This window comes from Sphingopyxis sp. Root1497, from assembly GCF_001427085.1.
Taxonomy (GTDB): Bacteria; Pseudomonadota; Alphaproteobacteria; order Sphingomonadales; family Sphingomonadaceae; genus Sphingopyxis.
The window spans coordinates 996,204-1,012,442 of record NZ_LMGF01000005.1 but is presented as its reverse complement, the minus strand read 5'-3'; the positions used below and the strand labels follow the sequence as shown (position 1 = coordinate 1,012,442).

16 protein-coding genes are annotated in these 16,239 nt (G+C 68.7%); all 16 read right to left on the bottom strand.

What is annotated here, in order from left to right; all coding sequences use genetic code 11:
* The coding region (locus ASD67_RS23815) for a hypothetical protein (protein ID WP_235535746.1) at nucleotides 1-1,557 on the bottom strand (1,557 nt) is incomplete at its 3' end.
* On the bottom strand, nucleotides 1,554-1,913 hold the full coding sequence (locus ASD67_RS19285; protein ID WP_056350629.1) for a GPW/gp25 family protein: 360 nt from the start codon (nucleotides 1,911-1,913) through the stop codon (nucleotides 1,554-1,556). The genes ASD67_RS19285 and ASD67_RS23815, both read right to left, overlap by 4 nt.
* Nucleotides 1,910-2,248: a hypothetical protein gene (locus tag ASD67_RS19280; protein ID WP_056350627.1), complete on the bottom strand. Its 339-nt coding sequence runs from the start codon at nucleotides 2,246-2,248 to the stop codon at nucleotides 1,910-1,912. Before ASD67_RS19280 ends, ASD67_RS19285 begins: the two co-directional genes overlap by 4 nt.
* Complete coding sequence (locus ASD67_RS19275; protein ID WP_056350625.1) at nucleotides 2,245-2,763, bottom strand: phage baseplate assembly protein V; 519 nt, start codon at nucleotides 2,761-2,763, stop codon at nucleotides 2,245-2,247. Before ASD67_RS19275 ends, ASD67_RS19280 begins: the two co-directional genes overlap by 4 nt.
* Nucleotides 2,760-3,917, bottom strand: coding sequence for a hypothetical protein (locus ASD67_RS19270; protein ID WP_056350624.1), 1,158 nt, complete (start codon nucleotides 3,915-3,917; stop codon nucleotides 2,760-2,762). Before ASD67_RS19270 ends, ASD67_RS19275 begins: the two co-directional genes overlap by 4 nt.
* Entirely contained in the window at nucleotides 3,914-4,219 is a 306-nt protein-coding gene (locus ASD67_RS19265; protein WP_056350622.1) for a hypothetical protein, read from the bottom strand. The genes ASD67_RS19270 and ASD67_RS19265 overlap by 4 nt, the downstream gene beginning before the upstream one ends.
* Nucleotides 4,220-4,232: 13 nt before the next feature.
* On the bottom strand, nucleotides 4,233-4,886 hold the full coding sequence (locus tag ASD67_RS19260) for a hypothetical protein (protein ID WP_056350620.1): 654 nt from the start codon (nucleotides 4,884-4,886) through the stop codon (nucleotides 4,233-4,235).
* Nucleotides 4,883-8,401 (bottom strand): eCIS core domain-containing protein, encoded by a 3,519-nt coding sequence (locus ASD67_RS19255; RefSeq protein ID WP_056350618.1) that lies wholly within the window; start codon nucleotides 8,399-8,401, stop codon nucleotides 4,883-4,885. Before ASD67_RS19255 ends, ASD67_RS19260 begins: the two co-directional genes overlap by 4 nt.
* Nucleotides 8,398-8,652: a hypothetical protein gene (locus ASD67_RS19250; protein ID WP_056350616.1), complete on the bottom strand. Its 255-nt coding sequence runs from the start codon at nucleotides 8,650-8,652 to the stop codon at nucleotides 8,398-8,400. The genes ASD67_RS19255 and ASD67_RS19250 overlap by 4 nt, the downstream gene beginning before the upstream one ends.
* The gene (locus ASD67_RS19245; protein ID WP_056350613.1) at nucleotides 8,649-10,541 is read right to left on the bottom strand and encodes an ATP-binding protein; all 1,893 of its coding nucleotides are present in this window, start codon (nucleotides 10,539-10,541) and stop codon (nucleotides 8,649-8,651) included. Before ASD67_RS19245 ends, ASD67_RS19250 begins: the two co-directional genes overlap by 4 nt.
* The gene (locus ASD67_RS19240; RefSeq protein WP_056350611.1) at nucleotides 10,538-11,815 is read right to left on the bottom strand and encodes a DUF4255 domain-containing protein; all 1,278 of its coding nucleotides are present in this window, start codon (nucleotides 11,813-11,815) and stop codon (nucleotides 10,538-10,540) included. Before ASD67_RS19240 ends, ASD67_RS19245 begins: the two co-directional genes overlap by 4 nt.
* Complete coding sequence (locus tag ASD67_RS19235; RefSeq protein WP_056350609.1) at nucleotides 11,812-12,726, bottom strand: hypothetical protein; 915 nt, start codon at nucleotides 12,724-12,726, stop codon at nucleotides 11,812-11,814. Before ASD67_RS19235 ends, ASD67_RS19240 begins: the two co-directional genes overlap by 4 nt.
* On the bottom strand, nucleotides 12,723-13,406 hold the full coding sequence (locus ASD67_RS19230; protein ID WP_056350607.1) for a hypothetical protein: 684 nt from the start codon (nucleotides 13,404-13,406) through the stop codon (nucleotides 12,723-12,725). The genes ASD67_RS19235 and ASD67_RS19230 overlap by 4 nt, the downstream gene beginning before the upstream one ends.
* Before the next feature lie 3 nt (nucleotides 13,407-13,409).
* Entirely contained in the window at nucleotides 13,410-13,943 is a 534-nt protein-coding gene (locus tag ASD67_RS19225) for a phage tail protein (RefSeq protein ID WP_056350605.1), read from the bottom strand.
* A gap of 19 nt (nucleotides 13,944-13,962) precedes the next feature.
* Nucleotides 13,963-15,549 carry a phage tail sheath family protein gene (locus ASD67_RS19220; protein WP_056350603.1) on the bottom strand — a complete coding sequence of 529 codons (1,587 nt, stop codon included), beginning with the start codon at nucleotides 15,547-15,549 and terminating at the stop codon, nucleotides 13,963-13,965.
* A 54-nt stretch (nucleotides 15,550-15,603) separates the two neighbouring features.
* Nucleotides 15,604-15,984: a hypothetical protein gene (locus ASD67_RS19215; protein WP_056350601.1), complete on the bottom strand. Its 381-nt coding sequence runs from the start codon at nucleotides 15,982-15,984 to the stop codon at nucleotides 15,604-15,606.
* Nucleotides 15,985-16,239: the final 255 nt, after the last annotated feature.

The following is a 16,239-nucleotide window of genomic DNA, read 5'->3' as shown; positions in this document are numbered from 1 at the left end:
CGCCGCGAGCGGCTGGCCGGCGGGAGCCAGCGCCGCGCGCGCGGACTGGCCGCGCGCGGCCTCGCCATCGTAGCCGACGCCATGGACGATCGCGTCGGCGGCGAGGCGGTAGCGCAGCAGCGCGCCCGGGCCGTCGTCGGGCGCGAGGCCCGAGCGGTCGGGACCGCCGACCGCGATGCCGTCCTCGCGCGCCTGGGCCGGAGTCAGCCCATAGTCGATCGTGCGCCCCTCGTCGGCGAGGATGATGTTGCCGTGCGCCAGCGCGCCATTGGGGGTGAGGTTGAGCGGGAAGGTCAGCGCGTCGTCGGCGAACCAGTCGATGCGGACCAGCGCCTTGGCCATCACCGGATCGACGACATCGACCGGATCGGCGGACAGCCGCACGAGCTGGCGGTGCGCCGGGTCGGGCGGGTCGGCCTCGCCGCCGCCGAAGGGGATGCGTTCCTTGAACAGGATGAGGTCGCCGCGCGCGAGGCCGAGCGCGGCGCGGGTGCCGACGAGGAAGGCGGTGGTCGACCCGGCGGGAAGGCAGCAGGCGGCATCGCCCCAGTCGTGGAGCCGCATCGCGTTACGCGCGACACGCAGCGAGCGCAATTCCTGCAGCGTTTCGAAGACCAGCGCGCCGCCACCGACCAGTTCCTCGAAAACCTCCGGATCGCGCGGCTGGACCGGCGCGAAGGTCGCGGGCAGATCGGTCGGGCTGGTCAGCAGGCGGGTGCCGACGGGCAGGATCGGCGGCTGCCCCGCGGCGCGCGTGACATTCGACCGCGCGGTGACCATGACCGGCACCCGCGCGTTGCAGCCTTCGGACGCGCTGTAACCGAGCAGCCGCGCGTGGCGGAGGATCGACCGGCGCAGTCGGGCGCGGCCAAAAAAGGCCTCGGTCCCCACCGCATCCTGGAACCAGCTCGTCTGGTCGGCGGCATAGGCGAGCGCCTCGACGAGCGTGACGCCGAGATCGGCGGGGCTGCGTTCGGTCCAGCCCGGCAGGCTGACCGCCATGCGGTCGAGCATCAGCTGGCGGAAACTGTCATAATCCTTGGCGAGATAGTCGATCGGCGGGCCGAAGGCGCGCGGCGCGCCGGGTCCGTCGGGCGCGGCGCAGTCGAACGCCGAGGGGCATTCGGCCTTGAAGCTGAAATCGAGCGCGGCGAGCATCGGGTCGAGGAACGGCGGCACCGTGTCATTGACCGCCCCGAGCCGCACCGACAGCCGATAGGGCGAATAATCGCCTGCGGCGTCGAGCGTGAGCGTCAGGCTGTGCGCCACCGGCCCCGCCGCGACGTCGGTGACGCGGATGCCGGTGACGCGGGTGCCGCCGCCGATGCGGAAATAGTCGGCGTCGAGCAACGGCACGCCCGCCGCGAGAACGCCGTCGTCGCGCAGGAAGACGAGCGTCAGCAGCCGCTGGCGCAGCTCAGGAGTCGGCGCGTCGCGGTCGACAACCTCGAGATAGTCGATGCCGTTCAGCAGCACCCCGCCGCCGGTGTCGACATTCGCCTCGGCGACGCGCTGGCGGCGGCGCTCGGTGCCGCAATATTGGAAGGCGGCGGTCAAAACACCTGCTCCACGGTGACGACACGCTCACGCGCCTCGTCGAGCGGACGATAACGGACGGTGATCGCGAGGCGGCTGTCCTCGGCGGCGGTTTCGACCCCGCGCACCTCGATCGCGCCCGACAGCCATTGTTGCAGCGCCGCCATCACCATATGCTGCGCCGCCGCCGCGAGTTCGGGCGCGTTTTCGGAGAAGACGAGGTCGTTGACCCCGGCGCCGAAATCAGGGCGGTTGACGCGCTCGCCGCGCCGCGTGAACAGCAACAGCTCGATCATCTCGCGAATATGCGCCTCATGCGCCGCGCCCGCGGTGCCGCCATTGGCGTCGATGCGATAGGGAAAGCCGAAGTGGGTCATAGCGCGAGCACCTTCGTCTGGACGCTTGCCCACACGACGGGGCCCTGCGGCGCCTGGGTCGCGGCGATGCCGAGGTCGCCGGGGTTCATCTTGAGCGCGGGCTTGCCCTCGACCATCACTTTGCTCGACGCGCCGAGCAGTTGCAGCGTGACGCAGGGTGACGGCGTCGGACCCGCGGGAAGCTGAAACGGGCAGCCCGCGACCATGCCCTTGTCGCCCATCACCAGCGGCGGCGCGCCGACGACCAGCACCTTCGACGCCGACGACAACAGGGTACCGGGGATGGCGTGCGGGCATTGGGCGACCGAGGCCATGGTGACGAGCGGGATCGTCATGGCAATATCTTCAAATTGGCGCCGTTGATCGACACGCCGTCGATCGCGAGCTTCACCGTGCTGGCGCCGTGGGTGATCGTCAGGCCGGAGACATCGGCCTCGATCTTGGCGGGTCCCATCGCGGTCGTGAGTTCGAGCGCCAGTGTCGGCGCGCCGGGAATGTCCATGATCTCGAGGCTGAAATTCTCGCCCTTCCACGCCTTGGTCAGGAAACCGACCGGTCCCGGCGGCGCGGGGGTGTCGCCGAGATCCCAGAAGCCCCCCGACCAGATCGGATAGTCGGGATTGCCGCCCTCGAACTCGACCCACACTTTCGCGCCCTTGGGCGGGATGGCGTAGAGGCCGACGCCGGGGCCGGCGCCGGGCAGGCACGGCATCGCCCAGGCGAGCGTGCCGTCGCCGAGCACCCCCGGCACGCTGACCTGGATGCGGCCGATGCCCTGCAGGTCGGCGGGGTTTTCGACCGTGCCGCGATATTTGCCGTAAAAGGTCGGGCAGGCGTCGGCGGGGTTCATGGCAGCACCATCGGCGCCATCGGCAGGCGGTCGCCGCGGGTCAGCATGAACTGCTGCTCATAGCTGCCCGGCCTGATCAGGTGGCGGACCTCCGACACCTTGTAGAGCCCGCCATAGCTGAGCCCGGCGCCGCGCAGGAACACCAGGTCGCGTGCCTTGAGCGCGGCGTTGTAGCGGGTCGAATCGAGGGTGCCCGAAACGGTGAAGGCCTTTTTCGCGCCTTCGTCGATCTTGGCCTGGGCTTGCCCCATCGCCTGGCCGATGTTGAGCCCGGTGGTGGTGATCGGCTCGCTGCGCGTCGAACCGAACCGCGCGACGGTTTCGGGGATCGCGCCGAGCGGCGGGTTGCTGCCGACGAGCGCGATCACCGGCATTTCGACCCCGGTGATCCGGTCGAGCACCTTGGTCTCGACCGAGGTCAGCACCGTATCATCCTCCGACGTCGTAACGTCATAGGCGTCGGACCCCGGCCCCATGTCGACCGTCAGCGTGCGTTGCGGCACCCCCGGCTTGACCGGCGGCCCCCAATAGAGGGTGTTAATCCCCGGCACCGGGCCGGGGTCGATATAGGTTTCATAGCCGTGGCGGCGCGCCATCTGGTGCAGATAGGCCCAGTCCGAACAGCTTTGCTGCGGCACCCGGTCGATCGGGATCGGCGGGTCGATGAATTTGGGCGGCAGCACCATCGGCAGCATGCCGAATTGCGGATAGGAGACCGCGATCAGCGTCGCGATCATCGTTTCGTCCATCGCCGGATGCTCGGTCTGCTTGACCTCCTTGTCGAGTTCCATGCTGAGATCGCGGCCGAACAGCGTCAGCACCCCCGACCGCGAGCTGTTGCCCGGGGTATATTCGCGCTTGGTCACCAGCCCGTCAAAGATCACATAGGGAATGACGTCGAAGATCATGGTGACGATGGCGCGGCAGCCGCGCTGGAGTTGCGGGTGCATGATCAGCGGCGATTCGAGGAAATCGGTCGGGCCGGTGCGCCCGGTGTTGATCGACAGCTTGAAGCCCGATTCGGTGGTGTCGGTCAGCTTGACCTCGAGGTCGGCGATCGCATTCATCACGTCGGCGGGCGCGGGCAGCGCGACCGGGCTGGGCCCGATCAGCAGGTTGAGGCGGATGCCGAGGATGTTGCCGAGCAGGCTCATCCGGCGACCCTTCCCGTCCCCGGCACCGGGATCAGCGTGATGTCGCCCGGCTGACCGGGCAGCGCCGCCGGATGGGTCACCCGGTTGGCGTCGGCGATCATCCACCAGGCGGTCGGGCTGGCGAGGTTGCGCCAGGCGAGCAGGTCGATGCGGTCGCCGTCGACGGCGCGGTGGCGCGTCGCGATCAGCGTGTCGGCGGGGTCGGGCAGGATGCGCGGCAGCACGTAACGCACCGTCACCCCGTCGCCGCGGTCGGCGGCGAGCACCGGCTGATGGGCATAACGGCTGGTGAGCGTGAACATGCGGTGTGGCCTTTCAGAACAGTTTCACATCGCCGCCGAGCATCGCGCCGACATTGTCGACGCTGGCGACGGTCGCGAGCACCTCCTTGACCACCTGGTGCGCCATGAACGCCCAGAAGCCGGGGTGGGTGACCGCGAGATCATTGTAGGTGAGCACCTTCATCGACACGGCGACGTCGGCGCGGATCGGATTGAGGTCGGGGTCGTGCATCGTCTCGGTGATCGACAGGCTTTCGATCTTCACCGGCACGACGCGTTTCCAGCCGTAGATGAACAGGGTGAGCGGGGCGACCGGCGGGATCACCTCCATCGTGCCGACCTGCAGCAATATCTGGTTCGCCGCGACGAGCAGCGATTTGGGATAGACCAGCATTTCCATCGCCGCGAGATAGCCGGTGATGCCGGCGCCGAGCGGCCCGGCGTCGCCGCGCTCCATCTGGTCGATCAGGTCGAGGCTGAGGTTGGCGCTGATCGTTTCGGTCGGCGGCCCGGCGAGCCGCAGCGCCTCGGCCCGCCCGCCCCCGGCCTCCGAATATTGCGGCGTCAGGCTGCGTGAAATCTGTTCGGGATTATATTGGAAGATCGCGACCGAGGCGAGCGGGTTGAACAGGTCGAGCCCGACGATGGCGCCTTTGATCGTTTTGGGGGAGCCGGGGAAGTTGGTCATTTCCCGCTCCCCCGGATCGGGAAAGCCGCGCTGTGCTTGGGCCCGCGATTGGGGCTCCAGTTATAGGGATCCTGGCCCGGCTGCGTGATGACGAACGTGCCTTCGGTCTTTTTCAGTTCGGCATCGTCGGGGAAGTAGAAATAGGCGAGCTTGCCGCCGCCTTCGGCAGGGCCGAGGTTGACGACGCGGATCGTACAGGGCTGGTCGCGGATGATCCGGTCGCCGAGATTGATCGTGATGCGGACCTTCACATTTTCATTATTGTAGGCGCGCTGCCAGTTGATCCCCGATTCGATGAAGCCCGAGCCGACCTTGGGATCGCCGGAGACGACGGTGCCGCCCTTGACCGAACTGGTGCCCGCGGGCGGCGACGCGCCGCCCTTGCTCTCGGCTTCGCCGCCGCCGCCCGCGATGCCCGGGGTGCCGGTCGATCCGCTTTGCCCGCTGTCCTTGGCCGGCGCCTCGCCGCCCTGCTCTTCGCCCTTGCTACCGCCGCCATCGGCGGCATCGCCCTCCTGCGCCGCCGGTCCGCCGCCGTCGCCGCTGCCGCCGCCTTCGCCTTCGCCGTCGGACTCGTCGCCGGCGCCCGTCTTGCACTGATAGTCCTTCAGCTCGACGTCCTCGGCCACCATCTTGTCGATGTCGCACAGCATCGGCTGGATCGGCGCGGGCAAGATCTCCTTGAGTTTTGTCAGGATCTTCTGCGCCAGCACGGTCGGCAGCTTGCGCACCGTGTCGACCGCGAGGATCGCCTTGGCCATGACCTGGCGCGCGGGACAGCTCTTCATCATCCGCTGGACGAGCCAGTCGAGCGGCGAATAGCCGAATTTCGACGCGACATAGTCGGCCAGCGACAGGATGCAGGTGACGATCGCGCCGACCCCCGCAGCCCCAAGCCCGGCAAGGCAGAAGCCAAGGCGGACGACCTTGATCGCCTCGACCACCGCGCCGGTGATGCTGGCGATCATCTTGGCACCGCTGACGATCTCGTCGAGTTCGTCCTTGAACGGCTTGATGATCGCGCCGAACTCGGTCTCGATCGTCGCGAAGATATCGTCCTTGATCTGGGTGATGAATTTTTCGGCTTCGGCGGCCTGGGCCAGAAGATCCTCAAGCCCGCCTTCGACCTTGGACTTGATGAAATTGACGAAGCCGCTTTCGATGCATTTGACGACGGCGGAGGTGGTCTTGGCGATCACGATCTTGCCGATCGTCATGAAGACCGCCTTGGCGACCCGCATCGCGGCCTGCGCCGCGGGCGAGCTGTTCGACGTCTTGAACGGCGCGCCCTTGAAGGTCGCGTGGAACTTCGCCTTGACCTTTTCATAGGCCTGCGCCGCCTTGATGAACACGCCGCCGAGGGTCTTGCGCAGGATGCCGAAGATCCGCGCGACGTCGCCCACCGGGGTTTCGCCGGCCCAGAACATCATCTTTTCGAGCAGGTCGCGGCCCGCGACCATGGCGTCCGAATCCTTGGGTTTGGGACGTTCGACGCCGAGCGACTTTTTCATCCAGTCGATCGATTCGATGGCGCGCCCCTGGAAGCGGATCTTTTCGCGGACGTCTTTTTTGAAATCCTTGTCGAGTTGCGTCTTGAGGCTGACGCCCTTGCCGCTCCCCGCCGTGCCGCGGCGCAGGTTGTTCCAGTTTTCGAGGTTGAAATGGTCGGTCTTGGGGACCGGAGTCTTGCGCTGGACGCGAACGGGCGCGGCCGAGCGGGCGAGCGGGCGGCGATTGGCCTTGGGCAGCGGCCGCTTGCACGCCGCCTTGCGGCTCGACGGCGGGGCGGTCAGGCAGCCGATGATCTTGTCGATCTTGGCCTTGGCCGATTTCACGCCATGTTTCTTCGCCTCGGGCGTCTTCATCGCGGCGGCGAGGCTGGCGGGTTCGGGGGCGAGGAAATAGGTCCAGATGCCGCTGTTGATCGGGTCCTTGGCGATCGACCAGCGGCCCTTGATTCCCGGCGGCGAAAAATCGTTGAGCGGCCCCATGTGCAGCCGGATATTGTTGACCGGCCAGTCGCCGCCCGTCTGGTTGGGATCCCATTTGCCCGGGATGTTCGGCATCAGCGTCTGCGACATCAATTTCGGATTGCCGAACTGATAGATGCTGGTGCCGCCCGCCGCGCGCGCCTTGTCGCGCACCAGCGTCAGGCCGTCGAAATAGCTGTTGATCTGCTCGACGCCCTTGGCGCGCGCCGATTCATTGTGACCGGGCTTCATGTCGGCAAGCTGGATGCCCGAGATGCTGCCGACCGGCGCGCCGGCGGCCAGCGTCGGCGCCCGCCCGCTGCCCGTCGAGGCCCCCGCGACCGCCGCTCCCTTCGCAGCGAAGGCGCAGCTCGACGTTGTGGTGGCATCGAAGACTTTCAGGCCCGCCGCCGCTTTCGGCGCGGTCGGCGGTTCGGTCTTGCCGCAATCGAGTTCGACGCCGGGGACGGTGCCCTGATCGGAGCGATAGAGGTCGGCAAAGCCGCAGAGTCCGCAACCCGCGCCATCGGCCTTGGCGTTGGGCATCATGACCTCGGTCAGGATATTCGAGCCGGTGTTGGCCTTGGCGAGCGCGGTGACCGCGGCATGATGCTTGCCGGTGTTGGTCATCAGCGCCGACACCGGCTCTGCCGCGCCCGGCAGCGTGAATTCAGCGGGGAGCCAGAAGGGCACGCTGGCCCGGCGGACACGCGGGTGCGCCGCGCTGGCGGGGCGGCGGGCCACGCCCGGCCCGACCGGCCCCGGCGCGGTCTGTTGCATCACATGCGCGAGTTCGTGCGCCATCGTGAAGCTGGGCGCGGCGCTTTCGCCGGCGCCGAGCCAGACATGGTTCTTGTAAGTGAAGGCGCGTGCCGAGATGCTGGCGTTTTTCGCCGACGCGTCGCCGCCGCTGTGGACGCGCACGTCGCCGAGATCGCGGCCCATGCGGCTTTCGAAAAAGCTCCGCGTCGCGGCGGGCAGTTCGCTGCCGCCGCTGGTCAATTGGGTATCCGACGCCGCGATGGTTTCGTCGCCGCCGTCGCGGCGAGCCCGGACCTTGCCCGTCTTTTCCTCCTCGGGATCGGCGAAGCGGCGGGCGCGGGGTTCTTCGGACGAGGAGGAACAGGCGCCGCACGCCCGCTGCACCGCGCCGCCGGTCGTCGAGACGTCGACCGGCGCAGTGTCGAGATCGCGCATTGCCATCACCTGCGCGGCGATGCCGTCAGCTTCCTGTTCGTAGCGGTCGCCGACGGGGCCGACTTCGAGCCGCGGCTGGACGCCGCTTTCCTGCTCTTCGCTGTCGCAAGCCGCGCATTTGCGCTGGACCGAGGCCGCGCTCGCCGCCGCATTGGTACGGCGCTGGAGGCCGGGTTCCTTGTCCTCGGTCTCGCAAGCGTCGCACTCGCGCTGCACCGCGGGGATAGCGGCGAGCGAGGCGATCGGCGGGGCGGCGTAGCGGGCTTGCGGCGCCGCGGCGCGCATCACCGGAGGGGCCGCTTTCGGCGCAGCATGGGCCTTCGCGGCGACGGCGTGGGCGGTGCTCATCGCCCTGCCCCCGCCAATTGGCCGCCGATCGCGCGTCCCGCCGCATGGCCGAGCGCGGCAGGACCGTGCACCGGCGCGATGGTCAGCGACAGGCGCGAACGGTCGCCGGTCAGCGTCGCCAGATCGGCGCCGGCGAGCCGCGCCTCGACCGCGGCGACGAGCGCGCGGCGCACCGCCGCCGCATCTCCGGGCGCGACGCCGACGAGCGTCAGCCGGTCGATCGTCAGGCGGATGCGCGCGGGCGCGATCACAACAGCCATCCCTTGAGCTCGGCGCTGGTCAGCGAGCGCCCGCTCTTTTCATATTCGAGCCGCGCGGCGGACAGGATATGCGCCATGCCAACGTCGTGGCCGCGATCGGCGGCGGCGAAGGCGGCGCCCATCGCGACGTTGCGGATCGAGCCGCCCGACAGGTTGAGCTGCGACAGCCGGTCGAAATCGAGCGCGGCGCGCGGGGTCGATTGGGGAAAGATACGCTGCCAGATTTCGGCGCGCTCGGTCTGCCCCGGAAAATCGAAATCGATGATGAAGCGAAGCCGGCGCAGAAAGGCGCTGTCGATGTTCGAGCGGAAGTTCGTCGTCAGGATCGACAGCCCGCGATATTCCTCGATCCGCTGGAGCAGGTAGCTGACCTCGATATTGGCGTGACGGTCGCGGCTTTCATTGATCTCGCCGCGCTTGCCGAACAGCGCGTCGGCCTCGTCGAACTGGAGGATCGCGGCCCCCTCCTCGGCGGCATCGAACAGGCGGCGGAGGTTCTTTTCGGTCTCGCCGATCCATTTCGACATCATCGACGACAGGTCGATACGATAGACGTCGAGGCCGAGTTCGGCGCCGAGGATTTCGCCCGCGAGCGTCTTGCCGGCACCCGACGGCCCCGAGAACAGCACGCTGATCCCCAGCCCGCGCCCGGCACTGCGTTTGGCGAAACCCCAGCTTTCGTAGACGGTCGGGCGGTTGCGGACCTGCGCGATGATCGCCTTCAGCACATCCTTTTGCGCCGGCGGCAGGACGAGGTCGTTCCACTTCGCCTCGCTGTCGATGCGGCGCGCGAGGTCCTCCATCCGCGGGCGCGCGAATCGTCGCGCGGCATCCCAGGCGATATCCTCGATCTTGGGCGCGCCCTTCTTTGGCTTCGCCGCCGGGTTGGGCGCGAGCACCGCGAGTTCGGCGGCGACGCTCTCGGCGAGTTCGGGCGACACCGGGAAATGGCCCGCGAGCCGCTCGATGGTCCCGTTGAGCTTTTTCGCATAGGGGCCAAGCCGGTCGCGCCACAACGGCACTTGTTCCTGCGCGGTCAGCCGCGGCATGTCGAGCCGCACGGTCGGCGCCTGACCCAAGGCCAGCGCATCGGGCGAACCGACAATCAGCGGCTGCCGGAGCAGCGAGGCGAAGAGCGCGAGCGATGCGGGGTCGCTCAGCCGGTCGGCATCGACGAACAGCGCGCCGCCGGTCAGCATCAGGTCGCGGCGCCACAATTGCGCGAGCCGCGCGATATCGGCGGGCGCGCCGGGCAGGACCGCGGCGCCGATGGCGTAGAGCGGCCGCTTCGCCGCCTTGAGCGCCGCGGCGGCGGCCTGTTCCTTGCCGAGCGGGTCGGCGCCGCAGAGTTGCAGCGTCATGTCGGGTTCGCCGACGATGCGCAGCGCGACGGCATCGGCGAGGCGCTGGCGCGATGGCGACAGGGTTACGGGCGGATCGACGCGGCGCGCCTGCAGCGCCAGTTCCTCGGTCAGCGACGGCGCGTCGACGAGCGCGAGCAGCAGCGCCTCGGCGAGCGAAAAAGGTGTCGCCCCCAGCCCTTCGCGGCTGTCGATGCGAATGAGGCCGAAACCGCGCAGCGGTGCATCGGCGCCGAGCGCCGACCAGTTCGCGCCGGGCAGTTTGACCAGCGCCAGCCCAAGCGACGGCACGGTGCGGCCCGGATCGCCGTGCAGCGCCGCGATCTTGTCGCCCGCGACCGGATCGAGCGCGGCCCAGGCCCCGAGCAGCAACAGGTTGCGCCCGAAGGCGTCGAGTCCGAAGCGTTCGGCGATGACATCGGCGCGGGTGCGCGGCGCCGCCGCCTTGCCGCCGTCGAGCCAGCCTGCCACAGCGGCAAAGGCATCGGCGAGCGGCCGCAATTTCGCCGTTCCCGTCATGACAGGTCGACCAGCGGGCCGATGATGCGGCCGAAGTTGGGTTGCTGGGGATCGATACCGACCTCGGGCTGCGAGGCGAAACCGTCGACATCGACGCGGGCGAGATAATCCCCGGCGACGAGGTCGGTGAAGGCGAAGTCTAGCTGGCTCGCTGGGAAGGCGGCGGGCGCGACCACCTCGATCGCGGCATTGCCGAGCTGGCCGGGGCCGAAGGCGTTGAGCAGCAGGGTCGCCGACTGGCCGGCGCGCAGCGGCGGATCGATGTCGACGGTAACGGTCCCCGAGCGCAGTCCGGCGGCGCTGCCCGGCCCGGTCGCCGCGGCGACCTGGGTCATCACCGGCAGGATCGCGAAGGCGACGACGTTCGAGCCGCGCCGCAGCCGCTCGGGCATCGCGGGATCGACCGGCGCAGCGACCACCTCAAGCTGATGCGCGCCCGCCCTGGGCACCACGCCGCCGAACAGTGCGGCGTCGAGCGGCAGCGCGAGCGCGTCGCCCGAGATCGCATCCTCATCGAGCGTCAACGGCTGGCCGTCGATGCGCAGGCTGTTGCCAAAGCGGGCGATGCCGGTGCCGGTTAGGTGCAGCGTGCCGCCCCATGGCGCGGGGCCGGTCTGGCCTTCGGATGGCCCGATGCTGCGGATCTGCAGCGGCCCCATCGGCGCCGCGAAGATTTCCGGGGTCGCGACCGGGGTCGGCGGGCCCGGATCGTCCTGCGTCTCGATCGCGACGTTGCGCACGACATAGGTCGCCGACAGCGCATAGGGCACCTGAAAGAAGACCGACCACAGCTTCGACCAGTCCTCGAGCGAGGGCTGTTCGGGTTCGAGGCCGATCGCCCGCCCCTCGGCGGCGAGATCGGCGGCGGCCAATATCGTCTGGTTCGCGGCATCGGCGCTCGCCGCCTCCATCGCGGCGACCGACAGGCCCGGCGCATGCTCCAGCGCGAGCGCGGCGGCGCCGTACAGCCGTTCGGGCTCGAACTTGGCGGCATCGCCATAGAAGCTGAGCACATAATGAAGGTCGAGATGGATGCGCGCGCGGGTGCGCTGATTGCCGCCGCCGTCGCGCGACGGGAAATGGTCGTTGCGATGCTGGGTGTTGGGCAGGACGCGGAAGAGGAACAGGTTGATCAGCGGGCTGCCGTCCTCGGCGAGCTTCGCGGTCGGCGCCCCGACGCGCACATCGGCCTGCCCGACCGCCTGGTTCGCCGCATCCTGCAGCACATGTTCGAGCGTCGCGGTGACCACGGCGAGGGCGCGAAAATTGCTCATCGCCCCCTCCCCTGCGCGAGGAAGGCGTCGAGCGAGGTCGATGTCGGTGCGGGCGGCGCGGCGGGCGCGGCGGCAAGCGGCGCGGCGCGAACCTCGACGCTGCCGATATGGATTTCGACCACCGGCGGGGCGGCGACGGGCGCCGGCGAAGCGGCGCTTGGAACGGCGGGATGTGTGGGCAACGCCGGGGCGCGATCGGTGGGGCGTGTCACCTCGATCGGCACGATGCGGTTGGCGGGCTCGGGCGCGTCATGGAGCGCGGTTGCGGTTTGCGCCGTGGGTGCGACGGACGGCGGCGGCACCGCGTCCGACAAGGCAGCGGCGGGCGGGGCCAGACGGTTTTCGGCGTAAATCGGATCGGCAGAGGAGGCCGCGTCGACCGGAGATGGCTGCATTTCCGGGCTTACGGGAGGCGTCATCGTAGTGCTCCCTATCCGCACCGCGACGCGCGGGCGCGCGGGCGCATCGGGCAACGGCGCGGTTTCGACCGCCGGGAGGGCCTCACCCGCGACCGGGCGCGGCGCATCGGCGGGCGCGGGCGGCGGGCCGGACGCATCGGGCGCGGGCACGGCGCGGCGCTGCAACGCTGCCGCAGGGGCCGGCGTGGCGATCGGCGCCGCCGGAATGGCGGCTGGGGACGCGGTGGCGGGCATCGCAGCCGGCGTCAGCGGCACGGCGTCCGCGGCCATCGCCGCCGGAGGGACAAGCCCCGGCGTGGGCGCAGCCCCAGGTGCGATCGACTGGATGCCGGCGGGGGATGGCGGCGGCGACGGCGCCTCATGTGGCGCGGGCACGGGTTGCGGCAGGCCCAACTCCTCGGGCAACGGTTCGAAACGCGTCGGGATGCGCGGCGCCGCGACGGGCATTTCGCCGGTCGCGCGCGCCGCCATGCGGGCGAGCAGGCCGGTCATGCGCGCACCCGCGACAGGTAGAAGCTGCGCCGCGACGCGGTCAGCGCCAGGATGTCGCGTTCGGACCAGTGAAAGGCGTGCGCGAGGTCGGCGACGTCGTCGAGCAATCGCGGCACGCGCAGCAACAGTTCGTCCCAGAAAAAGGCGGCGATATCGAAGGCCAGCGCCTGTTCGCCCCCGCACGCCGGGCAGGCGACCGCGATGTCGAGTTCGGTATCGGGGTCGAGATTGGCAAGAATGGCGTCGAGGCGGTCGTCGTCGATCTTGTCGCCATCGGGTGCGACGCGGCTGCGCAGGATTTGCCGCGCCGCCTCGGCATTGCCCCCCTGCTCGCATGCCGCGAGGTCGCCGGCGCTGATCGCGCGGACGGTGACGCCGTCGACCGCCGCGACAAGGGCGCCCGCGTCCGCCGCGGCGTCGCGCCCGAGATCGGCGGCGGTGAGCGCGAACTCCATCGCCTCGCCGCAGTCGGCGCAGGCCTGCGCGACCTCCATCCGCGGCCCGAACTGCGCGGCGCGCAGGGCGAACAGCGCCCGGTCGCGCCCCCCGACGGGCAGCGCTTCGGCCGCATCGCGGGGCCAGCCTCCGGCGGCGAGCAACAACAGCCCGCGGCCGGCGGGTCCCAGCGACGCGCCGCTTTCGCTGATCTCGATCAGCTCCAGGGCGGTGAACCGGCGCATCGGTTACAACGTCGGTTCGGTGAAGCTCGGCTCGGCGGGCTCGGCGACGTCATAGTCGCGTTCCCAGCCCTCATTCTCCAGCTTGAGCGTCTGGATCGCGACCGCGCTCGCCGAGGCGTCGAGGTCGGGGAAAGCCACGAATTCCGACGGCCAGCAGCGGAACAACCGGTAGGCGAGCGCGAGTTGCCCCGCTTCGTTGTAGATTTCGAGGACGAGGTCCTTACGGAAATCCTTGAGCGAGACCTCGGCGCCGAGGCCCGAGCCGAAGTTCCACACCTTGTTCGCCCATTGCTCGAACGTCGTGTCGTGGGTGACCCCGCGTTCGAGCGTCACCGCTTCATATTCGGTCTGGCCCGGCGACTTGCGCGAGGTCGACGGGTCGCCGCCTTCGCGGAACTTGACGACCTCGGTGCTGCGCTTGAGCGCGCTCATCTTGCTGAGGCCCGCGAGATAGGCGCCGTCGGGCAGGCGCAGGCGGAACTTGTAGGTCTTGTAAGGGTCGCGCCGCTCGGCGTTGACGCTGAAAGGTGGTGCCATGATCGCTCTCCCCTATGGGTCAGGCCGCGTTGCGGATCTGCTGGATGGAAATGACGACAAATTCGGCCGGCAGCAGCGGCGCGAAGCCGACGACGATGTTGACGATGCCCTGGTTGCGATCGTCCTGCGTCGTCGTGCTGCCGTCGCATTTGACGAAATAGGCGTCGCGCGGGCTGGTGCCCTGGAACGCGCCCTGCTTGAACAGGCGCTGCATGAAGGTGCCGACCGACAGGCGGATCTGCGCCCAAAGCGGTTCGTCATTGCCCTCGAACACCACCCATTGGGTGCCGCGATACAGGCTTTCCTCGATGAACAAAGCGAGGCGGCGGACCGCGAGATATTTATAGTCGTCGGAAAGCTGGTCGGACCCGCGCAAGGTGCGTGCGCCCCACACCGTCAGCCCGGTGCCGGGAAAGCTGCGCAGGCAATTGACCCCGATCGGGTTGAGCAGGCCGTTCTCTTCGTCGGTCAGCTTGACCGACAGCCCCTCGACCCCCGCCAGCGTCGCCGACATGCCGGCGGGCGATTTCCAGACGCCGCGGTTGGTATCCGTGCGGGCGATGATTCCCGCCACCGCGCCGCACGGGACGAAGCTGTCGATCTGGCCGCCGCGCTTGGGATCGCGGCGCAGGATGCGCGGAAAATAGAGCGCGGCATTGTCGGCGAAGGAGAGCGACAGCACCGAGGTCGCGCCGTCGAGCTGCTTGGTCTTGACCAGCCCCGCCGCCTCGTCGGGCTTGTCGTCCCAGTCGGCGGGCGGATCGACGATGAGGACCGCGCGCTCGTCCTTGCAGAATTGCGCCGCTTTCTCGTTCACCGTGCGCGGCAACGTGCCGTCGCGCTCGTCGGGCGGGATGCAGAGCAGGTTGAAGATGTCGGCTTTTTTCAGCGCATAGATGCCGGTCTTGGTCGCGGCGTCGCCGATATAGTCTGTGTCGAGCAACGCCGCGCCGTCGTTGCCGTCGGCGCCGGCGCCGGTCGCATTGTTCGATGGCCGGTTGCCGAGCTTCGGGGTACCGTCGATGTTGAGCTGGCACTGGACGAGACTCGATTCGGCGGCGAGCACGCGGTCGAAACGGCGCGCGCCGCCGGTGGCCTTGACGGTCAGGTTGCGGAAGATTTCGACCGCGCCGGTCGTCTTGTCCTCGATGCGGATGTCGAACAGGTCGGCGACGTCGAGGCCATATTTGACGGCGGCGGCCGCCGCACCGACCGGGTCGGCGATGTCGGGGTGGGTCGCGGTGCCGGCCAGCGCATTGCCCCAGCTTCCCGGGCTTGCGGCGCGCAGCGCCAGCGCGCCGATTTCGAGCAATGCGATGCCGTCGTCATCGGGGGCGTTGGGCTTGAACAGGCGCACGATCTCGGCCTGTCCGCCGCCGTTTCCGTAGAAATCGTCGACCGCATAGGACATCGGTCCGCTCGCCCACAGGCCGCCGAAGCGGCGCGTGAAGTCGCCATAGTTGAAACAGGTCAGCGGCTGGTTCACCGGACCGCGCAGCGCGCGCCCGACAAAAGCCGCGATCGAGGTCGCGACGCCGCTGACGGTGCGCACTCCCGATGGCAGTTCCTGGATATAGACACCGGGATAGGTCACGGACACGGGCATGGCAGCACTCCCTTTTCGCCAGTCGGATGACGGCCCCTCACGGGACCGAACTAGTCAGTCGAGCTTGAAGCCCAACAGGATGGTGATCTCGGCGGCGTCGGTCGCCGAACTGTTGCGAAGGCTGAGCGTCTGGAGATCGCCCGCGAACAGCGCGATCGCCTCGCCATAAAGGATCAGCGGGCCGGTGAGTTTGGTACGCGTCGCGCCGTCGGCCTTCACATCGACCGAGCCGTCGTTGAGCGACGAGGTCATGATGAAGAAGGCGAGTTTTTCGACATCGTCGATCTGCAGCGCGAGATCGCGGTCGGCGGGCATCGCCTTGACGAGGGTCACCGCAGCGCTGGTGATCGCGTCGATCTCGGCGCTGCCGCTGTTGTTGACGCCGGCACCGGAGGGCGCGCCCCCGCTGAACGACCATGAGAATTTCTGGGACATAACTGCACAACCTCCCTTTGCCGAAACGCAAGCGACGAAGTTTGTGCGACCAAAGCTTTTTTGATTGAGCCTCAGGCTACCATGGGTCGGCCCGGACTCTATTGGACGAATACGCCAAGAGCGATGAACCGTTCGCGTGGAGCGACGGTTCGGCAAATAAGGCGTGTCATCAGTATTTTGGGCAGTCAGGCAATCATATGTCGACCCGGGGACACTGTGCCCCGGATCTTAAACAAAGCTGACCGCATATAGTTA